The following is a 26,353-nucleotide window of genomic DNA, read 5'->3' as shown; positions in this document are numbered from 1 at the left end:
AAGCTCGGCCAGTGTGGCAACTACTGCCGTTGGCGACTCGCTATTCATTCAACATCCCACTCTTCACCCGACATCAGGAGGCCATGGTGGCGCTCTACTCTCTGCTGGATCAGCTGGCCATTCCCTACCAGCGTTTCGATCATCCCCCCGTCTTCACCTGTGAGGAGGCCAGCCGTCTACTGCCCAACCTGCCCGCAGCCAAGACCAAAAACCTCTTTTTGCGCGACCCGAAAAGCGAACGGCTGTTTCTGGTCGTCAGTCCGGAAGAGAGCCGGGTCGATCTCAAGGCTCTGGCGGCAAAGCTTGGGGTCAAACGGCTGAGTTTTGGCTCGCCCGAGCGGCTGGAGGCCGTGCTTGGCCTCACCCCGGGCTCGGTCACCCTGCTCGCTATGGTGCGCGACAGGGAGAACGCGGTGGAGCTGGTGGTGGACGAGACCATCTGGCGGGCCGAGCGGGTGCAGTGCCACCCGCTGGTCAATACCGCCACCCTGCTTATCCGCCTCGACGACGTGCGCCGCCTGCTGGCGCATCTCGGCCGGGAGGCCAACGTCATGGCACTGCCTGTCGTGGCAGCAGATTAAATGGCCGAAGCAACCCTCTCTGTGCGAGTCCAGCCAACGCAGACCCGCTTCGAATGCCGCCCAGCCCGACTGGCCGATGCCGCCGCCTATCGCCGCTATGTCACCGAGTGTGCCGAAGCCGGATTGCCACTCTATCAGGTTGCGCAATTTGATCCGGACAGCTGGCTAGAGGGCCTGCTGGATCACGCCCGGGGGCACAACCTGCCCAGCGGCTACCTGGCGACCACAACCTATTTTGCCCTCGATGCCGGGGAGATCCTCGCCACCTTGCGCCTGCGCCACGGTGACAATGAGGCCACCCGCCAGTGGCTGGGCCATATCGGTTACGAAACCCGCCCCTCCCGCCGTGGTGAAGGAGCAGCCGCGATGCTGCTGGGCTGGGTACAGCAACACATTTTGAGCGAGCCGGTGCTGATCAGCTGTGGCGAAGATAATCTGGCCTCCCGCAAGGTGATTGCGACGGCTGGCGGGGTATCGCTGGGACGACGCTTCCATCCAGGAGATCGCCGCTGGCTGGAGATGTTCCAAATATTGCCCCTGTCCGATCCGACAGGTCGCTCCCGGAAATAAAGCCCGGCAACAAAAAGAGCGCCCCTAAGGCGCTCTGGTGGCGAGAGTAGCAAACCCTCAGTAACTGTCTTCCTGCTCTGCCTTCATCCGGGCTTGGCGGGCATAGGCCTCCTCTTCGGCACTCTCGATCTCGTGCAGCACCGAATCGAGATCGATGGCAGCACGGCTCTCTTCAAAGTGGCCGGTCAGCTCGCTCTCGGGGGTGAGTTTGCCATCTTCAAACAGGGCCCACATCTCCTGGGCATAACGGGTGTTGAGCAGCTCGGGGGCATACATGCCGTAGTAGTTGCGCATGTTGTTGACGTCCCGCTCCAGCATCGCCTTGGCCTGGTTGTTGGCGGCGGCATCCACCACCTGGGGCAAGTCGATGATAACGGGACCTTGGCTATCCACCAGCACGTTGAACTCCGAAAGATCGCCATGGATTAGCCCGGCGCAGAGCATGCGTACCACATAGCGGATCACCTTGTGGTGATCGATGACCGCCTGCTCGGGGGTCAGGGCCACATCGTTGAGGCGTGGCGCGACATTGCCATCCTCATCGGTGATAAGCTCCATCAAAAGCACGCCATCGAGGCAGACATAGGGCTGCGGGACCCGCACCCCGGCCGCCGCCAGCTTGAACAGGGCGTCAACCTCGGTGTTCTGCCACACCTCTTCATGCTGCTTGCGACCGTATTTGGAGCCCTTCTCCATGGCGCGGGCGCTGCGGCTGTTACGCACCTTGCGCCCCTCCTGATAGACCACGGCCTGTTTGAAGCTGCGCTTGGAGGCCTCTTTATAGACTTTGGCGCAGCGGATCTCGTCGCCGCAACGCACCACATAGACGTCGGCCTCTTTGCCGCTCATCAACCGGCTGACGACCTCATCGACCAGGCCGTCATCAACCAAAGGTTGGATTCGATTTGGAATTTTCATGGCCGCCCTTTTACCCTATTTCCGCTCTCGAAGATAGCTTCGCGCACGCTCACCTGCCTATCCCTTTCGTATGACACCCAGTTATCCTCTTTTTGACCTGTTTTTGTCCACCCGCCTGCCTGAAAAACCACCGGTAACAAGCCATCCCGACCTGTACCCGATAGCAACAAACATGGCCCGCAAGCGGGCCAACTTTCAAGGTTCGGGCGGCAAGCCCTGACGGATCCGCTGAATACCCGCTTCATAGAGGCCGTCATTCCCCTCCTGGTGTTCCAGCGTCTCGAAGATTTTGAGAAACCACATGTACTGCTCGGGATGACGGGCGACCTGCCTCTCCACCACCCGATTCATAGCATTGACGTCTGCCAGCAGATCAGTGGTGGGATAGGGGTCAAACGGCGGCTCGATCTCTAGCAAATAGCACCCTTGATCCTCGTCGTAGCTGGCAAAAATAGGCACCGCTTTGGCGCCGGTCAGTTTTACCAACTTGGGCAGCGCGGGTAGCGTTGCCTTGGGGTGGCCAAAGAAGGGAACAAACACACTCGCCTCGCGGCCGTGATCCTGATCAGGCAGGTAGAAAAAGCTGGCGCCGGCACGGATCGACTTGATCGCAGGCTTGATGCCGACACTGCGCTCATACACCTTGCCCCCTTTGGCCCGTTCACGATTGATGTACCAGTCAAACACTTGATCTTTCGGGCTCTTCATCATGGTGCACATGCTCATCCCCTGTAGCGGAAAGTAGCGGCCCAGCATATCGACTGCCCAGGTATGGGGGACGACCAGGATCACCGGGCGGCCAGCAGCCTGCTCCGCCTCGATATGCTCCCAGCCACTGACCTTGATGTTGCGCATCAGGTGCGCCGGACTGCGCCAGGTCAGCTCGCCAAAGCCCATAAAGGTCTTGAGTCCGACCCGGATCGACTTGAGCAACAGCGCCTGCCGAGCGGCGTCATCCAGAGCGGGAAAGCATATTTTGAGATTGGTATCGGCGATGTAGGCCTGCTTTTTCGAAAAGCGCAGCAAGGTTGGCGAAACCAGATCGGCAAAGCGATCCCGCAGCCTTGCCGGGGTAAATGCCAGCAGAGAGAGCAGACCCAGCGCGCACCAGCTACCCCACCATTTGGGATACAACAGACGAATATGAAATGAGGTATCAAATACCGGATCTAACGAGGACATGGCGGCCATCAAGTCATCAAAAACAAACGGTTATTGTAGTTATCCTGACATTTTTTTCTACCCTGCGGCCATGGCTACCGGACCGGCAAGGGGCTGTTCAGACGAGTTGGCATAAAAAATGGCCCACCTGGGGCCATTTTAATGAACGAAAAGCGGTACTCACTCGTGCGGGGACAACCCTTTACGGATCCGCTGAATACCCGCCTCATAGAGGCCATCATGCCCCTCCTGATCCTGACGGGTATCAAATATCTTGAGAAACCACATGTACTGACCAGGATGACGGGTCAGCTGTTGCTGCACCATGTCGTTCATCCGGCAGGTATCGGCCATCACATCCTCGGTGGGATAGTTGTCGAACGGTGCCTCAATTTCCAACCGGTAGCAGTGATTCTCTTCGTCATAGCAGGCGAGCAGCGGCACCGCCTTGGCACCACTGACCTGCACCAGACGGGGCAAGGCAGGCAGGGTTGCCTTGGGGTAGCCAAAGAAGGGGGCGAAGATACTCTTCTCGCGACCATGATCCTGATCCGGCAGATAGAAGAAGCTGCGTCCGCTCTTGATGGTTCTGATCACCGCCTTGATCCCGGCGCTGCGCTCATAAACGCGACAGCCATTTTTGGCCCGCGCCCGGTTGAGATGCCAGTCAAAGACCGGATTGCGCGCCCGTTTCATCATGGTGCACATGGGCACCCCGCGCTGGGTGAAGTAGTAACCGGCGGCATCCACTGGCCAGGTGTGGGGCACCACCAGGATCACCGGACGACCGGCGGCACGCTCAGCCTCGATATGTTCCCAACCACTCACCTGCATCCGGCTCATCAAATAGCGCTGGCTGCGCATGGTGAACTCGCCAAATCCCAGCAGGCTCTTGAGGCCGACCCGGATTGAGGTCAGTGCAATGGCATCGCGCTCTGCCGGGCTCTTCTGTGGGAAACAGATCTCCAGATTGGTTCTGGCGATATAGATCTGTTTTTTCGAGATACGAAACACCAGCGGCGCCAAGGCTTCGGCCAAACGGTCGCGCAATCGCACCGGCACAAAGGCCAGCAACATCAGCACGCCGAGTGCCAACCAGCTGAACCAGTAGCGGGGATGCAGAAAACGAGCTTCAAAAGAGGAGTCAAATACGGGGTCTTGGGAGGACATGTATCGGGATCGAGCAAAAAAGTGGTGCTGCATTGTAGTCGTCCTGACAGGTAATACCAGTTAAATTCATCAATAACGGCCCGACATCAAGGCCACATCAGAGATCGATAAAAAATGCCCCGCAGTGCGGGGCATTTTGCTTACCATTCGACCGGCGTGGCGGCTCTTGGTCCATCCATCATATGACCGGTCGCTTATCCCGTCGCTCCCGGAGCGTACTGCTTGACAATGTCGCGATGTCACTCTGTCAGCTGTTAACGATGGGCACCCTGACGGGCCATACCGTTGTTCATTTGAGCGTCACGCTGCGGCAGAAAGAACATCAGGTAACGCAGTGCCACATAGCCGACGATCACGGTGGCCACCCCCAGCTCGAAGTGGGCCAGCAGTCTGATCTGCTCCACATAGTGGGCCGCTTGCGCAAACCCTTCAACCAGATGGGCCACTTTGAACAGGGCGGTGGCACCAATCACCAGCGGGAAGGTGAAGGCGGCATAACCCGGAGAGAAGGGCAGACGCAGCAGTTTGATGAAGGCCAGATAGATGATGCCGGTCATCAGGATAGCGATCCCCAGCAGCACAGCCACCAGCAGCAGCGACGGCTCATGGCTGACGGTCAGGTAACCGGCCAGAGAGAGGCTGGCAGGAGCCGCCAGAATGGCGATGGTCGGTTTGGCTGCATCCGGCACTTCATGGCTGAAGATCAGGCGATAGAGCATCAGCGGCAGCATCAGACCGTAGCAGACGATCCCGAACCAGAGCAGACCGTTGGCCAGCGATGCAAACTGACCACCCGGGAAGGCAACGTCAGCCACGATGATCCCGACCGGCGGCACGAACCAGCTCGGCACCATGTGGTGAATTTCAAACTCTTTGGCGCGATGCCAGATAAAGGTGGCCAGGAACAACAAGTGAACCGCGACAGCAAACAGCCAGAGGGCCTCACCTGCTTGCGGCGCAAGCATCCCCAGCGCTTTTGAGACCACCATGGTGCCCATGGCATAGGTCGGTACCACGCTGCCCACTACAGGGTGAGCCAGATCTTGCAGCAACAAACGGGGGTGAAGCAGGAACTTGAAGGTCAGGATCACCAGCAGCACGGCGGCAACGGCGGCGCCCAACAGCTGCATGCGTCCATCGAACTGGCCAGCATTCTCCCAACACCAACCAAGACTGGCGATGCCGAGCGCCAGACCCGCCATGGGGGTTGGGGCGGCAGCCAGGGATTTACGGGTTCTTGCGATCATGATGACACCTTTCTATTGATGACTATGGCGATAGGATAATGGCCGCGTATCGTTTACGATATCTAAATGAATTAAATCAATCATTCAGGAATACCAAACACCATGAAACTGACCCTGCAGCAGCTGAAAGTGTTCGCCACCATCGCCCGTTACGGTAATCTCGGGCTTGCCGCCAACGAGCTCTTTCTGAGCAAGGGGGCCGTTTCCCAGTCACTGCAGGAGCTGGAGCGCCAGCTCGCCACCCCGCTGTTTGACCGCATTCACCCCAGATTGCAGCTCAACAACGAGGGACGTCTGCTGCAACCGGCTGCCGAAGAGTTGCTGACCCGGATGCAGGATATCGAGAATCTGTTTCGCCCCGATGCCGAGCCGAGTGGCCAGTTACGCCTGGGGGCCAGCCAGACCATCGGCAACTATCTGCTGCCCACCCTGCTCGCTACCAGCAAACATGAGCTGGGGCTGCCCCCCAAGGTCACCATCACCAACACCCATCTGCTCTGCCATGCGCTGGCCAACTTCGAGCTGGATCTGGCCCTGATCGAGGGTGAAAATCACCACCCCGACCTCATCACCGAGCCCTGGTTGCAAGATGAGATGCTGGTCGTCGCCCAGCCCGGCCACCCCCTTGCCAACAAGGTGGATCTCTCCCTCTCCCGACTGGGTGGTGAAACCTGGGTGCTGCGCGAACTGCAATCCGGCAGTCGCGAACAGTTTATCCAGCAGATCCAGCCTGCCCTGCCCAACTGGCAGGCAGGGCTTGAACTCAATACTCTGGAAGCGGTGATGCTGGCGGTAGAGAAGGGGCTCGGCATCTCCTTCATCTCCCGTCTTGCGGTCTCTGATCGCCTGAAAGATGGCCGCCTGATCGCCCTCCCCCTCACCCGCCGCTTCCCGCGTCAGCTCTCCCTCATCTGGCACAAGCAGAAGTACCACTCCGCCTCCCTGCGTCACTTTATTCACTTCTGTCGCGCTCAGGTGAACGATGCCGAAGTGATCAGCCCGGAGTAATGCCCAGCTCATCTCGGGCCAATCAGTACGCCAATCGCGGAAAGCAAAAAGCAGAGAGGGAGCCACGGCTCCCTCTCTTTGATTTGCTCGCTGACGATCACTTAGCCAGACTGCGCAACCAGCTGATCTCCTCACCCCAGATGGACTCATCGATGGTCTCGAGGATCAGCGGAATGCGATCAAAACGATCGTCATTCATGATGTGGTGGAATACCGCCTCCCCCAGATTGCCTTCCCGCAGGCTGTGGTGGCGATCGACCCGACTACCAAAGGTGCACTTGGCGCCGTTGATATGCATCCCCTTGAGATAGTGAAAACCCACCGTCTGATCGAACTCGGCAAAGACGGCAGCGCAGCTCTCGGCAGTGCGCAGATCGTAGCCAGCGGCAAAGGCGTGGCAGGTATCAAAGCAGATCCCGACCCGGCTTTTGTCCTCCACCCCCTCGATGATGGTGGCGAGGTGCTCGAACGACCAGCCGAGGTTGGTCCCCTGCCCGGCAGTGTTCTCGATCACCGCCGTCACCCCGGTACTGCGCTCCAGCGCCCAGTTGATCGACTCACTCACCAGCTTGAGGCTGGCCGCTTCGGGGATCTGCTTGAGATGGCTGCCGGGGTGGAAGTTGAGATAGCAAAGCCCCAACTGCTCGCAGCGCTTCATCTCGTCGAGAAACGCATCGCGGGATTTGGCCAGACCATCGGGATCGGGGTGACCCAGATTGATGAGATAGCTGTCGTGGGGCAGGATCTGCTCTGGCAGAAAACCGGCCTTGTCACAGGCCGCCTTGAAGGCGCGGATGGTGGCATCCGACAAGGGGGCCGCCTGCCACTGACGCTGATTTTTGGTAAAGAGGGCAAACGCGTTGGCCCCGATGGCCTGGGCGCGGGCGATGGTATTCTCCACCCCGCCGGCCGCACTGACGTGGGCTCCAATATATTTCATACAATCTCCTCAATACGGCAAGCCGCCATTATGCCGATCCCGCCCATTCCCGCCAAACCGGAATAGTCGATAGCCTTGATCGTTTTTGCTGCCTGTAAAGGATTCATTCAGGGTCGAACCGTATGATGTGGACTCCATTACCGAGGAGCTTGAGATGAACCTGCAGATGATTGATAACCCCGCTGAACCCTTGCTGAAATTTGCCTCCCTGACCCCCCATCGCCAGTGGGCGACGGCATCAGCAGCAGGGATTGCCCGGTTCCTCGAGGATCAGGGCAAAACCGTGCATGCCCCCCGTTTCAAGGCAGAGCCGGATAGCCACCTGGCGGACGAGATCCGGGGGCATGACTTGCTGCCCTATCTTGCCAATGCCGTGACGCACTACTTCAACACCCCGATGTCGATTGAAGAGCTGTTTCTCAACGCCAAATAAGATGGCGAAGAGTGTTTGACAACGTGTCTGGTTTTTTGCCCAACCTGACTCAAGACCGATGAGATCACAGAGCGCACCTTTGATCATCTCGATGCATGGTTACATCCCTCCTGCGCAGTGGTAATCCGCGGGATGCCTAGCTCAAGTTCAGGCATCCCGTAGCACCGTCAACACCACCCCCTCGAACACCTTATTTATGCCCGTTGCAGCGTAACCACACGCGCTTGATCAGCCCGGGTAGCAGCAACAAGAACGCCAGACCGAGCAACAACAAACCGATGGGGATCAAGGCAAACGGCTCATGCAACAGGCCATTCTCATCAACGGTAGAACCAATCAGTTCAAAGGCCACCAGACAGAGCACTCCCATGGCCGCCAGCACAGCACCTATACGCGTTATCATCAGCCACTCCTGTATCTTGAATTGAACGAGTCACCCATTCTCCATCCCAATGTGAAGCCATCGTGAAGTGGATGGGCGAATATCACCCATGACGCAGTTGCCCCACCTGAGCGATAGCGTTCGCCGTAGCTGCATACCATCAATTCTCTCTGGCGAACACCGGCCCATGCCCCAATACCAGCACAGTGAGAACCCCAAAAAAACGTCCGCACAGTGGCGGACCAATCCAGACCGGCGCCCCCATGATGGGGCGTTCGGATCATCACGTAATCAGCGTCAACGCTTAAGAATTATTCTCTGGCAAAACGAACTTTCAAATGATTGTATGGAAGGATAACCACTATCTCCTGCTCCTTTCTGTCAGCTAACCCGCAATTGGCAAAAAGCACGACCGTGAATTTCACCACGACAAATCAGCAGGACTACAGGACGTTTTTCATCAGCGCATTACAACATGGAGATATTATGGCTAACCCCTATCGCGAAATTTTGACCACGCCCGGTGTCAAGGGATTGGTGATCGCGAGTTCAATTGCCCGTCTGCCAAATGCCATGATGGGCATTGGCATCATTACCATGCTGGTACAACAAGGCCATCTCTATTGGCTGGCAGGCGCGGTCTCTGGCACCTTTATGCTCACCAATGCGCTGTTAGGTCCGCAGGTATCAAAATTGGTAGATCAATATGGCCAGAGCCGGGTACTGCCATTGGTGACCACCTTCAGCATTGGTATGCTGCTATTGCTCGTGATTGCGGCCTATATGAAAGCATCAACGCCATTTCTGTTTATCCTTGCCGTATTGGCAGGTTCGATGCCGAGTATGCCAGCGATGGTGAGGGCCCGCTGGACAGAGCTTTTCCGTGGCAAGCCACAACTGCATACCGCATTTTCCCTGGACACCGTCCTGACTGAAATCGTTTTTATTATTGGCCCTCCTCTTGCCATCATCTTGAGTACCAGTGCCTTCGCTGAAGCTGGACCACTTGCCGCGACCTTACTACTCGCTATTGGCGTGACCGTCTTTATTCGGCAACGACAAACTGAGCCAAAGGTCGTCCTGGCGAAACACACCGGAGGAAAAAGAGAGTCAATCTTACAGATCCCGAGCCTTCGCATCATCATTCTGGCGCTTCTGGCTATGGGCGTGATCGGCGGTACAACCAACGTTGCCGTCGTCGCATTCGCCAATGAACAAGGCTGGCCAACGGCAGCCAGTTTCATCCTGGCAGCTTATGCCCTGGGTTCACTGGTGGCGGGGCTGACTTTTGGCGCATTGAGGATTGCCCTGCCAATGGAGAAGCAGTTCTTGTTCTGGATCGTGGTCACCGCCGGAACGGCCCTATTGCCAATCCTCGCACCGAACGTCTACATCATGGCGGTGATGATCTTAATTTCCGGCTGCTCGTTCGCACCGGCGATGGTGATTGTCATGACTCTTGGCACTATTGTGGTGCCCGCTGCCAGGCTCACCGAAGGACTGACCTGGATGACGACAGGCATCAGCATCGGTGTTGCGCTTGGCGGACTACTGGCTGGCCTGGTTATCGATGCCTATGGTGCGCGCGCGGGCTTCGGCGTGGCCATTGCATCCGGGCTATCGATGGTGGTGATTGCAATGATGGGACTGCCGATACTTCGTGCGGCATCAGAGGTGCGATCCGAGCTGTCAGCAGAAGCTTCCTAAGGGCCTGCCGAGCTTGCCTCATAACAAAAAGCGCAGCTGACACATAGGGAACGTGTCAGCTGCGCCACAGCTATGCCTCAATGCTTCTGATGGCGGGAGCTCACCCAGCCAACCTTGCCAAGCAACCTGGCCATAAAGATTGGGGATGAACCGCACCATGTATGCTCAGTAGGTTAGCAACGACAATCCCGATGACAGGGATGAACTGGCTGAGAAACCGGGTTTTGTTGACCCAGATATAACCCACGAGCAAAAAATGAAAGCATAAAAGGTTGGTTCTACAGGATATTATGCCTTAGAAGGGCATCTTGAAGCCAAACCCTGAGCCATGATAACAAATCAACTCTGTTAGCTAAAACGCTTAATAATCAATGGATAATGATAATGTCGATGTCACACATCCAATCTGTTAGGTCGAAAGCTTGACCCATATATGACCCATTTATGACCCATAGTTTTCACCGTTTTTGCATAGCATCAATTGAACACATCTCAGACCTGGACAGCGCACATAGAAAAACCCGCACAGTGGCGGGCCAATTTTGAATTCCGTCATGTCATAACGCGGTAGCTTCATCGCGAAGTCGTTCCAAAATACGCGCGATTGCCTCCCGATCCTGAAGAGTTAGATCTACGTCCTCAAGATACGCGTCAAGTTCCGCCAGTATTAATTCCATCCTGTGGCCCCCCGTGTTGCCTCTCAATCTCTCGACTGTGAAAACACTGTATGCACATACAGTACAGAAGGGACGCTATCACCTTTCACTCCAGCGGAGTATTAAAATCAACCACCCCTCTCCATTCCCCCTCTCTCTTTGTCAAAACTGTGATCGAAATATCACCAGAAACTAATAACAATTAGCACAACAAAACCTATCAGGATCAGCATGAAGCCGAAGGCCATAAAGTTGTCTAGGCTCTCTCGATCGGATTGGCTAAAGCACAAACACCCCAAGGCAAACGGGATCAATGCCAGCGTGAAGCTGAAACTAAATGTCTTGAGCGCCAGCACCATACATACGAGCGCAAGCAGTATCCACATGGTCGAGTCCTCACTGGTTAAAGCCTCCACCCTATCCCCGTGAGTACCACTCAACCAGGGCCGCAATTGCGCTACTCCCAGTTTTGCCGGTTATGGTTTACCGCTTGGAACACCAGGTCATTTCTGCGTGCTAGTAACTCATCAATGCGCCGGCGCTTCTCCTCGGCGCCCAGGGTCTTGTCACGCTGGAGAAGCTCTATCTTGTTGCGAACCACCCGAACTTGCTGCTGGGTTCGACTCAAGCTACGTCGGGCCTTCAAGATCCCTCCCTGCTCTTCCAACAATACGTTGGCCTTATCGGTTAACCCTTCACTACGGTACTGATCAACAGTGCGTTTGAGCTGATTCACCTCGCTGAGCATTCGGTAGAACTCTTGCATGTGTTGGGTTGACTTGGCTGGCCCGGTACCGCGGTACACGGCCTTCACCAAAGGGATCTCGTCGGCACGCCAGCTGGCTGACTCACCAGGGCGGGCCGCGCGGATCAACCCGTCTGCCGCCGCCATCACATAGCTGCCCATAGTGCCGGTGTAGCCGATCAGCAGGTGCTCCAACTGCTTGGGTGAGAAGCCTGACAGATCGCCCAGTTCGCGCATCAGCAAGCTGGTCTGCTCGTTGTAGCGGGCCTCGGCACGCACAGCCAAATCCTGAGGGCCATCGATGGGACCACCTCGGAAGCTGTCATAGTTGAAGGCGGCCTCCACCATCGGCTTGACCAGTTGGGGGGTAGGATTGAGGGCAAAGGTATCGCCGATCGCCCGAGCCACCGCCTTGCCAAACTGAGCGCCGGTGTCCTTGTCGCCAAGGGCTCGCACCATACGCTCGGGAATGGTGCCGAACATCACCCCAATCTCGAACGGTTTAGGGATCCGGAAGTGCTGATCACCCATAAAGAAGTGCCAGTTGGTATCTTTGTCCCAGTCAGGCAGTTCCTCATACCGCTCATCGTCCCAGTTGGCAGCCAGCAGGCCGAGCGACATGGCGGTGATCATGCCAGCACGCTTGGCAATCTCGCGCGGGTTGTCACGCAACTCACGGGTCAGCTTGCCCAGCCCCTGAAGGCGGGCATTGAAGAACGGCAGCACCATGGCCGCGCCTTGAATTGCTCGGCCCGCCCCTAGCATTGAAAAATCCATCAAGTCCTTCGACTCAAAGGCGGCTTGGGCATGGCTCTTGCCAGCCTTGATGGCTGCGTCATAGACCGCCTCACGGTTGGCATTCTCCAGCCCCTCACCAAGCCTGTTGTACTTCTCCCACACGTCGGCTACTACTCCTTTGGCGTGGGCCGCATTTCGGATGATGGACTTCTCATATCTGGCGATCTGCTCTGGCGTCATCCCCTTTCGGCGCAGCGACTTGCGCACCGTATCAGCCATGGCGGTGGGGTCATTGCCGTTGACGTAGCCGCCAAGGAAACTGGCACCGCTGAACATCACGTCGATGGTGCTGCCATCCATGGCCAAGGTTTTCCTCACCCCCTTTATGGAGTCGATCACCGGCTTGAAGCCATCCTTGCTGATCACCCAGCTGGAGAGCGAGTCACGCAAAAAGTTGCGCAGCATGAACTCGGGGGATGCGGTCACCCCCGCCGTCAGCAGGCGTTTGGCCTTGGCTGCCACGTTGATCATTGAGCCAAATGGTTGGCGATCGAAGAAGGTCATGGCGCGGTAAAGGTCAGGATCCTCCACCCGGATCATGTAGTCCTCACCTTCCAGCTTGACGGTGATCAGGTCTTTGCCGTTCTTGAGCGCCCGCCAATCCATCATGTTTGGCTTGGCCACCACCTCGATGAGACCGGTATCCGCCAGGTTCCAGACTGTCTTTTGCGCTGCCATGTTCTTCATGGAGGCATCGATGAGTTTGCTAGTGCTGGTGAAGATATTCTCGAGCAGATCGTTGGTGTTGGCCTCACCGCCTTTGAGCTTCTTAATACCGGCGTTCTGGTTGGCGATCCCCTTCGGCTTGAAGGGAGCGATCACATCGCCATCTTCCGACTCTCGGAAGAAAGGGATATACCACTCGCTCTCGAACTCGGCCCGCGCCTCAGCGGTAAAGAGCCCGGCCTCCTGCGCCAGATCCAGCGTGGCGGCATTGAGCCGGTTCCAACGGGACTTCGCCTCGATGAATTTGGCCTCTTTGCCCTTGCCAACGCCTTTCAGCGCAGCGATGTCATTAGCATCGAGCAGGTTCTCACGCCCCTGCCCCAGCAGGATTTCAGCCCGGTGACCGGCCATCCAGCCAAGCCAGTTATGCAGGTCAGCCCCCAGGTCAGAGAAGATCCCCAGCAACGCATCTTTCTCACCGGTTCCGGCTTTGCGCTGGATCACCCCATCCTTCCATTCCGGCAGGCCATAGAGCATGGTCGCCTGCATGGTAGAGGCAGCACCGGTGGCCATCCGTGCGGCGATATAGCCAGAGTCGGCAGCGTCCGTAATACCTGCGGCTTGCTCTGCATATTTGATGGGAGCCAAGGCATCGAGCACTTCGGTGTTGGCTTTCTTGATGAAGCGGTCAACCCATGACTGGACCACTCCGCGATCTACCGATCGCAGCTTGGCAAGGTTGGCTTTGGTGTTATCAATGATGTCAGGCTTGGGGCCCAGATTGAGTTTTTCCATCGCCTTGTCAGCGACGGTATTGGTTTGGCTGAATTTCAGACCATCAGGCGGGAGAGATCCATCGTCTCGAGGGCTATCATGTTCGCCTCGTGCCGGCGCTTGCGGTCCTGCCGCAGCGACTCGATCTCGGACTTTGTCAGCATCCTTGGCACGAAGGATATATCTACCTTCGGACTCGGTGAGGGAGTCAAAGCCGTAGCCGAATCGGTTTTGCCACCACGCTTCAAGGCCTGTGCCGTCATACTGTTCTCGTAACTGCTCAAGGGTTGAGCTATCTATGGCGATTTTGGCGGAATACTGCTTGCCGGTCAATGCCGTTGTAGCCAACACCTCCCCGCCTCGATTCTCAATGTACCCCTTGAGGTTAGCCAGGGTGCCGCCCTGGGTCAGGGTGTCATCCATAATGAGATAGGGTTTGTCTTTGCGGACTGGGCCATTAAAGCCGGGTTGATTTGCCAACCGACCAAAGCCGTCCTGCGCCGTGCGCCCAACCTTGGCAGACTGCATGATCTCCAGATCTACTTCGATGCTCAGTACCTTGCCCAAGATATCTGCCATTGCACTGGGGATCGCATTGCGGCTAACGGCCTCCTCAGCGTGTACCCCGAGGGCAATGGCTGAGCGACTACCAATCACCTCCTTGAGCTGCCTAATCGCATCCGGTGATAGCACCTCGCGAACCAGTCTCCGAGCTGCAGCATCATCTCCACCTTTGGCGGCCTCATAATCTGGGTGGCTGGTCGCATCCCCCAACCGGCCGTGCAAAATGACCTCAGGGAAGCCCTCCTTCCAGGGCGAGCGTTCAGCACTGAACCACAACCCATCGCCATCAGCCCCAATCCGGCTGGCATCGGGACGTTTCATCTTCTTGCCCAGCCCCTCGATCAGGGTCCGAGCCTCAGCAGCAGTTATACCATCAGGCACAAAACCAACTGAGCGCAGGGCTTTGGTGACCCAGGCAACGACCCGATCCCAGCCACTGCGCCAAGCGCTTGGTTCTAACTCAGCCAAATGAGCAACGACTTCTTCGGCCTGTACGCCGATATCCTCGTCGGCATAGTGAGTATCTACCCAGTCCCATACGGCCTTCATACTGGGGTTTTTCTTGGACTGGATCAGGCGGCTCATCAGCTTGGTGTATTCACCATCGCCCAACACATTGGCAAGGCCGTAGTGGGCTAACACTTCATGGCGCAAGATCTCACGCATCCGGGTAGGGCTGGCAATCGTGTCGGCGGCCACATGCAGAGTGCTGGCATCGTCATCGAACGCCGCTCGCCGGATCAACCCCTCTTTGGCATCGAGCCCCAGCGCCCGCTCAAGCTCTGCCTGGGTAGCGTGGATCTGCACATCAATGCCACTTGCCCCCTGGTACTGCCTGAACCATATCTTGGTGACCAGCTCCGCCTCTTTCTGGGTCAGGTGCTTGGCTGGCTTGTCGCCTTGCGCCATGGCCTGCTTGGAAAACAGGATCCGGCGCTCCCCCTCCTCACGCTCTTCAATAGTGTCAAAAAACTGATCAAAACCAGCCCGGATGGCAGGAACCTCCCCGGCTGTCGGGTAGGGATAACTCTCATCAAGCCGCATCCCCAGCGCAGCTTCTGCATCCCAGGACGCCTCACTGACAATGTTGGCCAGATAATCGTTACTGGCACTCTGGTCTTGCAGCTTGGCTATCAGGTACGACTCAAACGCCCGGGCGCTCAGCTCACGCTCGGTGGTCCAGTACGCCTTGCTACGCTTGTCATCCAGCTTGCGCGACCGCTCTTTGAGCGCGGTGCGCTTAATGGCCCGGTTGACGGCACCGAAGGCCTCGATCATCTCTTTACGAACAGCGCCACGATGGACGAATGGGCTCTCCCGGGCCGCCAAAGACACATCCAGTGCCTCAGTCATCATGTCGCCTGGTTGTCCCCGGGTTCTGGCAAAGTAGCCATCAAGCGCATGCCACCATTCATGACCTAACGAACCGGCTCCATTCATCTTGGTGAGGTTGATCACCACCTTCCCATGCTCATAGTGAGCCGCTGCCGGATTAACCCCACCAGATCCCCTGGCTCCGAACGCCAGTCCCAGCTCACCATTGAGTGACAACGCCTTGGGGGAGATCCCCAGCACTGCCGCCATATCCATCAACGCATCGTAGGCATTGTTCAAGTCCCGCTGACGACGGCCCTGCTCCACCCAGTTACCGAACTCCACTCCACGAAAGCCAAATGCCTCACCGAACAGATCAGGGGTAACGTCGGCCCCACCCCGCATGTCCTCCCCCACACGAGGCTGGTTGGTGTCACGGCGCTCATGCGGGATCTCCTTGGCCTTTTCCAGCTTGCTGACCAGCTCGTCATAGTGATTATCCCGGTACTTTCTGGCATCACTGACGCTATCGAATGCCTCTGTCAGGTCTAGGTGGTTGCGGCCCACCTTCTTCCCGACGATCCAACCTTGGCCATTACGGCGGCTGTAGATGGCAAATGAGATGGCTTTGGGTTTACTACCCGTTTGCGTCAATTGGTCATAGCGATCTTTGAACGCAGCAATCACCTCAGCCTTACTCGCCCCTGACGCGATAATCCGCGGCCAGTTGCCGAAGACACTCGACTTGCTCTCTCGGCTCAGGGTCCAAATACCCTTAGGTGGGTTGTACTTCACCCCTTCATAGAGGCTGTAACTTCCCAGACTGAGGGAGAGATCGGCCAGACTTCGTTGGTGACCGACCGCCACATAGAGGTCTGCCCGGTGCTGAATCGCATGGGCACTGCGCAGGCCGCTGCTCGAGATCACGCGCTTTGCCGCATCGGCATCAAGGGTGCCATCCATCAGGCCAAGGGACAGGTCGCGCAGCGACTTCACCGCCTGCGCCCAATTACCGACCTTATAACTGACGCGAGGCTTGGCTGGGATAGCATCACGAGCAGCCCTGGCAATTGCTACCGCATGGCGATCCATTCCAGACTCAATCAGCTTGTCGTAGTCTGGTACCGGCCACGCCTTGGAGAGAGGTAATGCCTTGATCTGTTCAGCGGTCTCCCCTTCGACTGTGTCGCGGTACGCCGTCCAGGTATCCTTGCGTGCCCCACCAATCTTCTCGCCAAAATCTGCGATCTTGCTCTGTGGCTCGGCCTTGCCCGCAACCACAGGCTTAGTGGTATCACCGTCACTGAGCCAACGCTTAAACGCCGCGATCGGCATGGCCTTGATGGCGCCCAGTCCCTTCCAGTCCTTTTCATAGTTGGCAAGGTAGCCATCCCGAGCGGCCTGCTCATCAGCAAAGCCCATCAGCACCTTATGCTCGTCAAACTTGCCGGTCTTGGGGTCTACCTGATCCACCACATAGACCGTCTCGCTATCTAGCTGATCACCAATAAACACATCCACGTGATCACCATCAGCGCCGAGCGTGCGCTTGATGTAGCCGTAGTCGTGGGCCATGGTCGATTGCCACGCCTTGCCATCCTGATCGGTACCTGACCGGTTGGAGCCCTTGGGGTTCTCGAGTGTGATATCCAGCCCCTGCAGCGTGAGATGGCCCTTCTTGTAGTTGCCGGCCTCTTTCTGCGCGTCGGTAGGCGCTGAGGCCACCTCGACGCGAGCGGCTTCAATCTGTTGCACCGGCTCACGGGCGGCAGGCTTGGCAAACTCTCGCACCTTGGCGGCCGAAGACGTGGCCACAACCAACCCGCCTTTGCCTGGGATCACCTTCACGCCGGTATCCTTGGCCCAGCGCTTGATCACCGACAGATCACCTTTCAGGGTGATCGTACCGTCAGGGTTATCAATGGCCTCATGCCAGGGCTTAGGCTGAGCTACCGGTGTGTCAGCCCCAGAAACAACAACCCCGGCATCAGTGGCCGGGGTTGTTAGTGTCGGGTCATCAAGAGATGGTCCATCTGGTACAGGTAGAGCAGCAGCGAGAGCTGGCGGATCTCCGGCTCCAATTCGGTCGGTGAGTTCGGCAGGGGCTGGCTCAGAACCTGCTGCAGCTTGTTGGCCTGCCCCATGCTGATCACCTTGTCGCTCACTGCTGATTGAAGGTATTGGGGTAACGGGCTCATTGCTCACCTCTGCTTGTGGTTGGCTAGGATGGAAATCGTCGTGTTGCGTGGTTCTTGCTTGCTCAAGCTCAACAATCTCGGCCACCCCAAAGCCGCCACCATTAAGCGGTACCGGGGTCTCCTTGCCCTTGCGACTGGCTAGCAGAGCCTCTTTCTCACTGGCAAACGGCTTGCCTTTACGGGTAATGCGTAAGGATTGAAGCGGGCCAAAGATCGAATCTGTCTCACTGCCAGCCCGCGCGATCGCTTGATCACGAACCTGTGTGGCAACCTCTGCGGCATACTGCGACTCAATACCTGGCTCAAACGTGGCATCCTGTAACGTCTCCCGTTGAGCCAAGCTCTCTTTTTGCTTCTGCTCTGCCGTCTGCCGATAGACCTCTATCTCTCGCTCTTGCTCGGTTGGCGCCCTCAGAGCTTTCGGTTTGCGCCCCTCTGCTGCAACCTGGGAGGCAGTTTTGTTGCCAGCGAACGGATCCACCCCAAGTGCGCCAGACTGGGCCTGCTCGTAGAGGCTTGGTCCCTGCTCCCCCCTGTTGATCTGGGCGGCGACCAACTCTTGCACAGACGGGCCGAACTCACCAGACAAGGCGCGCTGTACCTCTGTATCCTCAGCCATGCCTTGGAAGCGCTCGGCAGTATCGTCTTGGCGCAGGTATGCAGGCACATCCCTCAATTCATCAAACTGGCTTTGACTTGGGCCAAGCGGATTTTGTTCGGTACTGGTTAGCCCGGGTTCCGCCAAATCATCCACGGCAGCAGCCAGATCAGGCGCTGCCGCCTGTGCAGGATCATCTACGGGAATGGGATCTGCCGCAGGGGCTGCCTCATCTATTACCGGCGAGACGGGTTCAGTGAGTGGGTCACCAGTTCCCGGTTCTTGCACCCCAACATGCTTACCACCACGCAGGCCGCCAGCAGCACCAACAGCGCCACCCGTGCCCATACCGATAAGGCCACCTTCCAGCGCACTCGATACCACCCCTTTCATCGGGTCGATGTCGGCCGCAGCCACCTCGTTGAGGGATTCGTTCACTGCATATTGCTGAACGCCCTCTTCAAGGGTCTCGCCAAAGCCCTCACCCAGCGCCCCTTTGGCAGCGCCTTTAAGCATGCCGCCAGCAGCAGCCCTCCCTGCCAGCATCTTGAACAACATGGCGTCACCCATCATGGAGCCCATAGCAGCGGCGCCCCAGGTCTTGGCGTCGCTCATGGTGGCACGGCTGGCAAGGTTGGCCGTTTCTTCTCGGGCCAGTGTCAGCTTTTCATCGTCGGATAGGTGTTGGGTCTGCTGATCCTGGTCGATGCGTGTGAAGGCTTGGCGGAAGGTGTCACTGGCTGCGAGCTCGTCATAGCTCATACCCAGTACCGTATCTTTGGTATTCACCCCAGCACTACCGACCGAACCAGTTGCCCCCGTAGTGATAGCAGCACCAGTGGCAAGCTTGGAGACGGTCTTGGCTGCTACCGCCTCGGCCACCTGCTGCGTGGCGCCACGCTTGACCATTGAAGCCGTCACCGCCCGTCCAATGCTTGCCTTGGCTGCAACACCGGTCACGCCACCGGCCAGCAAGGTTGGCACCAAAGAGCCAACGCCCTGCGCCATCTTCATGGCCCAAACATCGATATCACCAGCGCCATCCCCCATGGTAAGGCGCCCCTCGGGAGTTTCATCGACCAAACGGCGGTTGATTGCCTCTTTAGCATCATCGCTCATCCCCTCGGTCAGTGATCCTGCTCCCGATTTGGCCAGCCCCCCGGCGCCCGCCACAAAGTCCAATACGGGGCTGAGCTTACGAGCCATGTTGGCGCGTGACTGCTCCAGGTAGTCACCGCCATCACTGGCAACTTCCTCAGCATTCTTGCCACCCTGCTCCTTGCCAAACTTGCTCGCCTGACCAGCAAGCTCACCGATCCCGCCGACAAGGTCAAGTGCGCCAGCGCCAATGCCTCGGGCTACATCCCCAAGCCCCACATCAAGATTGCGAGCCGAGGCGGCGACAGGGCGCTGCTGGGCAACAGAAGCGGCAGACAGGCTGCTATCCAGATTGCGCCAGAACGGATCATTACGGGTATCGGATGATTGCGGCTGTGGCAGGGCATCACGCAGTCCAGGCTTATCCATGGCATCCTCGATTTTTGGCAAAAGAAAAGCCCCGAGCGGCGAACCGTTCAGGGCTTGAATGGGGGAGTGCTGGCCAATAAACAGACTGGCCGACTATGGGAAGATGCTAACGCTGGGAGGGGGTAAAGGCAACTACTGGCGCCCTTGGGCCAGACTCATCGCCTTATAGGCGTCCATCGTCGTGTCACGCAGTCGGGTGGCAGTTACCGTCGCCTGCTCTGCCTTCTTCTGTTTGGCGGCCTGCTGGCGCCACATCTCGAACGCGGTGTTCATTCTGGCCGGGCTCTCAAGCAGACTATTGAGCTTACCGTGCTGGTTCGCCTCTTTCACAAACTGCAGTCGGTCAGGGTCCTCACCTACAAACGCCTTAATGGGCGCGCTGATGGTCACGTCTTCACGCTTGCTGGTCATGCCGTATGTGTCTGCCAAAGCAGCTTTGCTCTGCTCAAGCTGGGCATCCAGAGCCTCGAGTTGGATATCCTTGTCCTCAGTGTTGCTTGAAGAGATCCGCGCCCGGTTCTGCCCGTGCTGGCTTTCAAGATTAGTCACAGCCTTCTTATAACCGCCCGGATCTGGACCTGCAACCAGGCCAAGCGAGGCCCGCAGCTGGTCTGCATTATCAATCATGTGCTTTGCCAAGGCAGCTCGTTGGTACGCAGGCTTCAAAAAGTCGTTGATGGGGATCACTTTGGGGGGATCATCAGGTGACGAGCTCCGATTATTGGTGACCGGTCGCACATCTTTACTGCCATCGTCATAGGTGACCTCCACCCCCAGCAGCACCCCGCGTCCGTCCGGGGTCATCATGATGTTGTGGAGCTGCTTGGCGGTGATGGTCTTCCCGGTGTCAGGGTCAATGTCCCCCACCCCCTTATTGACCTCATCCTGATAGAGGGTCCCAGCCGCCTTGATAAACTTTGGATCGTTAACCATGGCGTGGCCTTCTGGCGTTGAGGGGTCCAGCTTGCCCTCTTGTGCCTGGCGCATCAGGTTGCCAGCATAGGTGACAAAGGTCTTCCCGGCCTCAGCATAGCCCTGCTGCAGATAGCGCTCAGGATTGTAGGACCCTGCCCGCTTGTCACGAACAACGCCCCAGAATTGATCTCCGGGGTCTTTACCCTCAGCCACAGCCTGCCAGCCCGACTGGATAATCGGATAATTCTCCTGTTGGAACAGTTGCTTCTCACGTTGTTCACGCTGCCACTGATACTCCTGTTGCTGACGTGCTTCGCCGGCGCTGGCGCGACGTTCTGCGGCGCCCGCCCGCGCTTCAGAAGCCTTAACTTGTCGCTCCGTCAGTGCAAACTGCTTGTCATAGCGCTCGTCGGCTACCTTGTCACGATCCTTGCCGTACTCCATACCTTCTTGGTAGCGCTCGTCAGCAACTTGCTGCCGATCCTGCTCGTTCTGCCACATGGCATCGCGCAAGCTCATGGACTTATCCATACGCTCATCGTCTTTTTGGCCACGCTGATAACGGTCCATGGTATTGAATCCGGCCAAGAACCCCTCTGCCAATCCTGATACGCCCATCACTTACCCCCTTAAAACAGACTGTCAGCCAGAAAACCTACGCCAGCACCAATCACAGTACCGATGCCAGGCATGACCATGGTGCCAACTGCGGCGCCCGTTCCGACTGCGCTCATAGTCTGGGCCTTACGAGCAGACTTGAGGCCCTTGTTTGCCATCTCAACCTCTTGCTCTCGGCTTGCCGCATCACGCAGGCCAGCCATCCCCTGCTGGCGCGTCTGAGCGCCGATATCAAGAATTCCGTAACCCATTAGACCTTGCCTCCCGTTTTGATTGCATCACGCAGCCCAGCATCAGCTCCGGTCAAGATCCCCATCTGTCGAGCCTGCTCCTGCTCACGCAGACCATTCTCTGTACCCGCTGTCATCAAGGCCGAACGCAGCCCTTGGCTGTTGTCGCTGGCAAGTGAGGGGGCAGCAACCCCCATGCGGGCATTGCGATTGGCCGTGGCTTGCTGGGCCGAGCGCAGGGAGTTGGCATTATTCCCATCGACCCTCCCCAACTGGTCCTGGAGCAACTTGCCATTAGTGGCCAATTCCATCAGTTCTTTCTGCTTGGGATAGAAGCGGGTCTTCCAATCCTGATATTGCTCTCGGGTAATCTTTGCGTAAGTGTCTGCGGCATATCCCATCGTTTACCCCTTAGTAACCCTTGTTTTGCAACACGGATGCGGTCGGGCTGATCTTCTTGCTACCTGCCACAACAGGGGCTTTCAGCTGCCCAAGCCCATAAGCGGTCGCCCCGCCGGCTAATGTGCCCACCAATCCTGCCGTTGCCTGCTTATCCTGAAACGAGGTTTGGGCATCGCTCATCGCCTTACGCAAACTGGTATTAGCCACGTCGCCCATACCGGCGAGAGACTCTGCCTTCTGACCAGCACCGATACTCACCACATCCTTGAGACCTGCCACATAGAGATCTTGCTGGCTGGACTGAGCTCTGTTGGTTGTGTCTGTCTGGCTCAGAGCTTGGTCTGTTTCCAAACCTTCCATTGCTGCCTGGTACTTACCGCTAGTCGGATCTACACCACCGGCAGCCAAGTCGTCCGCTAATCCAGAGCGAGCCTCGCCAAAGGCTTGAGCTGTACCAAGGGCTGCTGTTCCAGCCACCTTGTCGTATTGCTGTTCGCGATTGAGGTTATCGACCTTGTCCATAAAGAGGCCTTCATACTGCTGCAGGTCGTTCTTGTAGAGATCCCACTGTTCCATCGCCACACCCGCGGCAGCTTTCTGGGCCTCTGTTTCCTTGATTTCATTCGAGCCACCCTTCCCCATCACCCACCTCTCACAGGCTGATCTGAAACACATAGAGGCCGTCAGCATCATCCTGTTGACGAACCCACCCCATTCTTGGCGCCAGCTTGAGCCAGCCCTTGCGAGCAGAATGAAAACGCAGCCAACGGGCTCCGACCATGCGCGCTAGCCGCTTCACCTCGGGCAGATGCCTCTCCGGTGCTCCGCCGGTTCCCCAGCCGACCCATACCAGCACACCGGTGACGCCATTCTCAGCCAGTGGCTTGAGGACAAAGCCATCATCGCCACGCACAAACAAAAACGCCCTCCGTTCTTGGATGGCGTTCGCGATGCTTGATGGCATTTCTAAATCACCACATGCCGTAGCTATACAGTTAATTTTTTCCGAGTTCATGTTTACGCCTTGGCAATAACAACCATGCATGATGAAGATGTTTCATTACCCTCACCCCAGCTATTAAATCTGATTGTATGGTCAACATTGGCAGACAATAGCGCAGCTACTGAAAGTGACTTTGAATTTGGAGCAAAGCCGCTGGTAATAGAGAATGCTTGAACTCTACCACTGCCAATAACTACTCCATCAAGCATCACCTGGCATTCTCGATAATATGAACCAGAGTTAAGAATTATTGTAAAAATGACATTCCTAGCGAAAGTTTGCGTTTCAATAACTATATTTCCGCCACCAGATGCGTCATAAATCCTGACTACGTCACCTACTATTTTCTCTGCGTAAACTGTGCCTTTAACAACACAATCTTGCTCAATCGTGCAATTACCCAGGGTGATATTTTTGACATATCCGCCCTCCGCCCGCAGGCGGTTGGTGAACAGGCTGCCATCGGAGTAGATCATGGTGTACCAACCCCAGCCCCAACCAGCATATGGCCCGCCCTTGCCAAAACCTGCAGAGCCTCCAGCCATGAAGGAATCCCCCATATCGAGCTGGCCGCCAGTGATCAAGGGAGCACTGATACTGACCCCTGCCTTGATGTAGTCGGCGGTGATCTTCTCTGAGTGAAGGATCTGGATGGTGGCAGCCTTGATGACCGCCTCTTTGATGGCAACCCGGCCATCATCAGTAACCCCGAATATGATCTCTTTCGCACTCGGGTTTGCCGGGTTATAGATTGCAAACTTGGTGGCTGAGGCAATGATCTCATCCACGTCAGGGCTAGTCTTGGCCTTCAAGCCTGCAGTGCTATGAAGTGGTCCTGTCAGTCCATTCTTGTTGATGAAACGCACCCAGTAATAGGCGCTATATCCCTTACCTACGGAGTCAGAGTAGACATTCGCCAGAGTTGTACCGATCGCCACTGCGATGGCGGGATTGTCCACCTCTGCCCGCAATATCTCAGCGTATGAGTGTCCTTTATACCCTGGGATATCCCAAGTTAGGGTGATGGTATGAAATGCTTCGTCAGCGGTAACACTCGTCGGAGCAACTGGCGGTTGCACACCAGACCACACAGGATCAGTTGACTTATCTGGTGGCACTTCTGGCACCACAGCACCGCTGCTGTTGCGACGCAGGTTGATCATGCCAATGGCTGCTGCTTCGCGCAGAGTCAGCGCTTTATCCAGCCGGTCTCCTTTCTGGCCAGTCAGGATCTGCATGTTTTCAGTCAGTCCCTGTGGGGTACCGCTGGCACGAAAGGAGCTCTTACTCATTGCGCTGCGACCTCAGCAATACTGGAGCCCAGAGTAATGCGCTCGATCACCGCAGTGCCGGCCACCTCAACTTGCCAGCGTCGGCCACGCAAGGGGGGCAACCGGAAGACGCCAACTGGGATCTGACCCTCGGTAAGCGAAAATACCCGAACATCATCAATGATCAGCGTGAAGCTACATTGGCTGATCAAGTCGCAGGTCACCCGGGCACAACCCAGCCTGACGCCGGGCGGCAGCACAAACTCTTTTGAACGCCAGATCATCGACAAGGTAGTAGCCTCACCCCGCCACTGATAAAGCTCAAGGCCCTTGACCAACATCAACGCATCAAGCTGCATGTCTGGTACTGCGGTATCCCATCGGTCAGATAACCAACGCAGATCTCCCGATTTCGGGTCGAACACAAACCCATGACTGTCGGTCAGTGCTACATATTTTCCTTCGCTGTACCAGGCACGCAGCGTGTCAGGTTTCATCACCTGCCATTGCTCACGGGTAATGATCCCCTCGGTGATCAAGGTTCCACCATCGGCCCCCACACCAATCAGTCCATCAGGCGCTGCGTAAAGAACCATACCATCCAGTGCCACCATAGACCTCGCACTGACGCAGGCCTGTTGGACCGAGGAGAGCTTTTGGCCAGTTATGGCGGAGGGAGATACACCTTGAAACAGATAGGGGTAACCCTTAGTGCCCACAACCAAGGCTGTATCGATAGCGACGATGGCCACAATGTCATGCTCAGTGGTCAGCTTGTACTTTTCCGGCCAGGCGTAAGGCAAAAACGGCTCGGAAAACAGCACCGCATTACCAATGAACCCGGCACAGATGCCGTTGGCCATCTGGCAGATACCGCGCATCTTGTCCGGGGGCATGATGTAGCCATAGGTCTCAAGCACCGGTCCAAGCTCACCATCCTTCTTACTGTCACTGTGCGTCACGCTCGCAATGGGAAGATCGGCAACCAGCAGGTAATCCGCCATCCCACCACCAGATACCGATCGATAGAGCCGGCGCCGGGTGATATTGCTGTTGTTGGTTGGGGCTGGAGACAATCCCACCAGCACGGTGGAGTTTGGGATGGTAATGGTGACTTTCCCGCTGGCAGGCCCCGGGGGGCCCTCTTCCCCCAAGCCAGTGACATAAGTCTCGACATAGAAACGCGTTTCATCATCGGTAGGGTCATCATCCTTGCTGCCGCTCGGTGGCGTGACTGACTGCATATTCGGAGGTGTCGCCGGGACCGGAACACCAAGTCGGTACCAGGCAGTAGGCTTTTGCGTGCCGCCGGTAGCGATAGCGTCATACGTCAGCTTGGGATATTCACCGTCGGTGTAATAAACCCGGTTGTACTGATCCTGTGCGATGGGTGAACGCATCACCTCGACCAATTTGTCCCAGGCAAACCAGCGATCGCCGTAGTAGTGAAACAGGGTTTGAGGTACCAGAGGCAACGTCACACCCACCCGCTTGTCACTCATCAATGGGGCGACGACACCACGATCGAAATGACAGTCCTGTGCCAAGGTGGCCGCTTCATCAGGCAACAGGTGGTCTGCCACCCGCGGTACCATCCCGCGCATGGTCACAATGTCGATCAGGGTCATGGTGCTTCCTCACCCTCTTGAAACGAAAAAGCCCCACTCGTGAGAGCAGGGCTATGTTGGGGTTATGCTAAGGGCTCGCTTACCAAGCATTCCTGAGTGGAATTTTCCGCTCATCATACTCAATGCTGTCACGACAATGGGTAGGGCTGCGCAATAGAAAATTGATAACCATCTCCGTTCTCAGCGCCCAACGTTTTCCCTGTTTTGCGTTGTAGCCTACGTTGCCCGAGATGGTCTCATCCGGCCGGCCACCCAATAAAGTATTTGCAAGTTGGTCGACGGAAACCACGATACGGAAGAAATATCGGGTGACTCGGTTACTCATGTTG

At 56.9% G+C, this 26,353-nt stretch carries 21 protein-coding genes; 5 read left to right on the top strand and 16 right to left on the bottom strand.

What is annotated here, in order from left to right:
* Window positions 1–83 precede the first annotated feature (83 nt).
* Together ACE1BR_RS05510 and ACE1BR_RS05505 are read left to right on the top strand one after the other, a co-directional pair.
* A complete protein-coding gene (locus ACE1BR_RS05510; RefSeq protein WP_374868409.1) occupies window positions 84–581 on the top strand; it encodes a prolyl-tRNA synthetase associated domain-containing protein in 498 nt (165 codons plus the stop codon).
* The gene (locus tag ACE1BR_RS05505) at window positions 582–1,151 is read left to right on the top strand and encodes a GNAT family N-acetyltransferase (RefSeq protein WP_374868313.1); all 570 of its coding nucleotides are present in this window, start codon (window positions 582–584) and stop codon (window positions 1,149–1,151) included.
* A gap of 57 nt (window positions 1,152–1,208) precedes the next feature.
* Here the strand turns inward: ACE1BR_RS05505 and ACE1BR_RS05500 are convergent, their stop codons facing one another.
* The 4 genes from ACE1BR_RS05500 to ACE1BR_RS05485 all read right to left on the bottom strand — a co-directional run bounded on the left by ACE1BR_RS05500 (window position 1,209) and on the right by ACE1BR_RS05485 (window position 5,647).
* Window positions 1,209–2,069: a PA4780 family RIO1-like protein kinase gene (locus tag ACE1BR_RS05500; protein ID WP_374868311.1), complete on the bottom strand. Its 861-nt coding sequence runs from the start codon at window positions 2,067–2,069 to the stop codon at window positions 1,209–1,211.
* Window positions 2,070–2,264: 195 nt separating this feature from the next.
* Complete coding sequence (locus ACE1BR_RS05495; protein WP_374868309.1) at window positions 2,265–3,260, bottom strand: lauroyl-Kdo(2)-lipid IV(A) myristoyltransferase; 996 nt, start codon at window positions 3,258–3,260, stop codon at window positions 2,265–2,267.
* A gap of 150 nt (window positions 3,261–3,410) precedes the next feature.
* Entirely contained in the window at window positions 3,411–4,400 is a 990-nt protein-coding gene (gene lpxM / locus ACE1BR_RS05490; protein WP_374868307.1) for a lauroyl-Kdo(2)-lipid IV(A) myristoyltransferase, read from the bottom strand.
* Window positions 4,401–4,654: 254 nt separating this feature from the next.
* Window positions 4,655–5,647: a TDT family transporter gene (locus ACE1BR_RS05485; RefSeq protein WP_374868305.1), complete on the bottom strand. Its 993-nt coding sequence runs from the start codon at window positions 5,645–5,647 to the stop codon at window positions 4,655–4,657.
* 102 nt (window positions 5,648–5,749) lie between these two features.
* On the opposite strand from ACE1BR_RS05485, the gene ACE1BR_RS05480 reads away from it, so the two are divergent.
* A complete protein-coding gene (locus ACE1BR_RS05480) occupies window positions 5,750–6,655 on the top strand; it encodes a LysR substrate-binding domain-containing protein (RefSeq protein WP_374868303.1) in 906 nt (301 codons plus the stop codon).
* Window positions 6,656–6,752: 97 nt separating this feature from the next.
* Here ACE1BR_RS05480 and nfo read toward each other — a convergent pair whose 3' ends face one another.
* Window positions 6,753–7,595 (bottom strand): deoxyribonuclease IV, encoded by an 843-nt coding sequence (gene nfo, locus ACE1BR_RS05475; protein WP_374868301.1) that lies wholly within the window; start codon window positions 7,593–7,595, stop codon window positions 6,753–6,755.
* Between the two features lie 154 nt (window positions 7,596–7,749).
* Here nfo and ACE1BR_RS05470 point away from each other — a divergent pair, with 154 nt between their 5' ends.
* A complete protein-coding gene (locus tag ACE1BR_RS05470) occupies window positions 7,750–8,028 on the top strand; it encodes a hypothetical protein (protein WP_374868299.1) in 279 nt (92 codons plus the stop codon).
* Window positions 8,029–8,218: 190 nt separating this feature from the next.
* Here ACE1BR_RS05470 and ACE1BR_RS05465 read toward each other — a convergent pair whose 3' ends face one another.
* On the bottom strand, window positions 8,219–8,431 hold the full coding sequence (locus ACE1BR_RS05465) for a DUF3955 domain-containing protein (RefSeq protein ID WP_374868297.1): 213 nt from the start codon (window positions 8,429–8,431) through the stop codon (window positions 8,219–8,221).
* Window positions 8,432–8,896: 465 nt separating this feature from the next.
* Here ACE1BR_RS05465 and ACE1BR_RS05460 point away from each other — a divergent pair, with 465 nt between their 5' ends.
* Complete coding sequence (locus ACE1BR_RS05460) at window positions 8,897–10,117, top strand: MFS transporter (RefSeq protein ID WP_374868295.1); 1,221 nt, start codon at window positions 8,897–8,899, stop codon at window positions 10,115–10,117.
* A gap of 838 nt (window positions 10,118–10,955) precedes the next feature.
* Here ACE1BR_RS05460 and ACE1BR_RS05455 read toward each other — a convergent pair.
* From ACE1BR_RS05455 to ACE1BR_RS05410, 10 genes are all read right to left on the bottom strand, one after another.
* Window positions 10,956–11,159 carry a hypothetical protein gene (locus ACE1BR_RS05455; protein ID WP_374868293.1) on the bottom strand — a complete coding sequence of 68 codons (204 nt, stop codon included), beginning with the start codon at window positions 11,157–11,159 and terminating at the stop codon, window positions 10,956–10,958.
* A 71-nt stretch (window positions 11,160–11,230) separates the two neighbouring features.
* Entirely contained in the window at window positions 11,231–19,957 is an 8,727-nt protein-coding gene (locus ACE1BR_RS05450) for an LPD38 domain-containing protein (RefSeq protein WP_374868291.1), read from the bottom strand.
* A gap of 132 nt (window positions 19,958–20,089) precedes the next feature.
* Window positions 20,090–21,442, bottom strand: coding sequence for a hypothetical protein (locus ACE1BR_RS05445; protein WP_374868289.1), 1,353 nt, complete (start codon window positions 21,440–21,442; stop codon window positions 20,090–20,092).
* 59 nt (window positions 21,443–21,501) lie between these two features.
* A complete protein-coding gene (locus ACE1BR_RS05440; RefSeq protein ID WP_374868287.1) occupies window positions 21,502–21,741 on the bottom strand; it encodes a bacteriocin in 240 nt (79 codons plus the stop codon).
* Window positions 21,741–22,121 (bottom strand): hypothetical protein, encoded by a 381-nt coding sequence (locus ACE1BR_RS05435; protein ID WP_374868285.1) that lies wholly within the window; start codon window positions 22,119–22,121, stop codon window positions 21,741–21,743. The genes ACE1BR_RS05440 and ACE1BR_RS05435 overlap by 1 nt, the downstream gene beginning before the upstream one ends.
* 10 nt (window positions 22,122–22,131) lie before the next feature.
* Window positions 22,132–22,764, bottom strand: coding sequence for a hypothetical protein (locus ACE1BR_RS05430; RefSeq protein ID WP_374868407.1), 633 nt, complete (start codon window positions 22,762–22,764; stop codon window positions 22,132–22,134).
* Between the two features lie 10 nt (window positions 22,765–22,774).
* Entirely contained in the window at window positions 22,775–23,086 is a 312-nt protein-coding gene (locus tag ACE1BR_RS05425) for a hypothetical protein (protein ID WP_374868283.1), read from the bottom strand.
* Window positions 23,087–23,139: 53 nt separating this feature from the next.
* Window positions 23,140–24,363: a hypothetical protein gene (locus tag ACE1BR_RS05420; protein WP_374868281.1), complete on the bottom strand. Its 1,224-nt coding sequence runs from the start codon at window positions 24,361–24,363 to the stop codon at window positions 23,140–23,142.
* Between the two features lie 50 nt (window positions 24,364–24,413).
* Window positions 24,414–26,024 carry a hypothetical protein gene (locus tag ACE1BR_RS05415; RefSeq protein WP_374868279.1) on the bottom strand — a complete coding sequence of 537 codons (1,611 nt, stop codon included), beginning with the start codon at window positions 26,022–26,024 and terminating at the stop codon, window positions 24,414–24,416.
* 79 nt (window positions 26,025–26,103) lie between these two features.
* Complete coding sequence (locus ACE1BR_RS05410; RefSeq protein ID WP_374868277.1) at window positions 26,104–26,349, bottom strand: hypothetical protein; 246 nt, start codon at window positions 26,347–26,349, stop codon at window positions 26,104–26,106.
* Between the last annotated feature and the right edge of the window lie 4 nt (window positions 26,350–26,353).

Source organism: Aeromonas sp. MdU4, assembly GCF_041929505.1.
Classification (GTDB): domain Bacteria; phylum Pseudomonadota; class Gammaproteobacteria; order Enterobacterales; family Aeromonadaceae; genus Aeromonas.
Note: the sequence above shows the minus strand (reverse complement) of the source record. Positions and strands in the feature narration are given on the sequence as shown.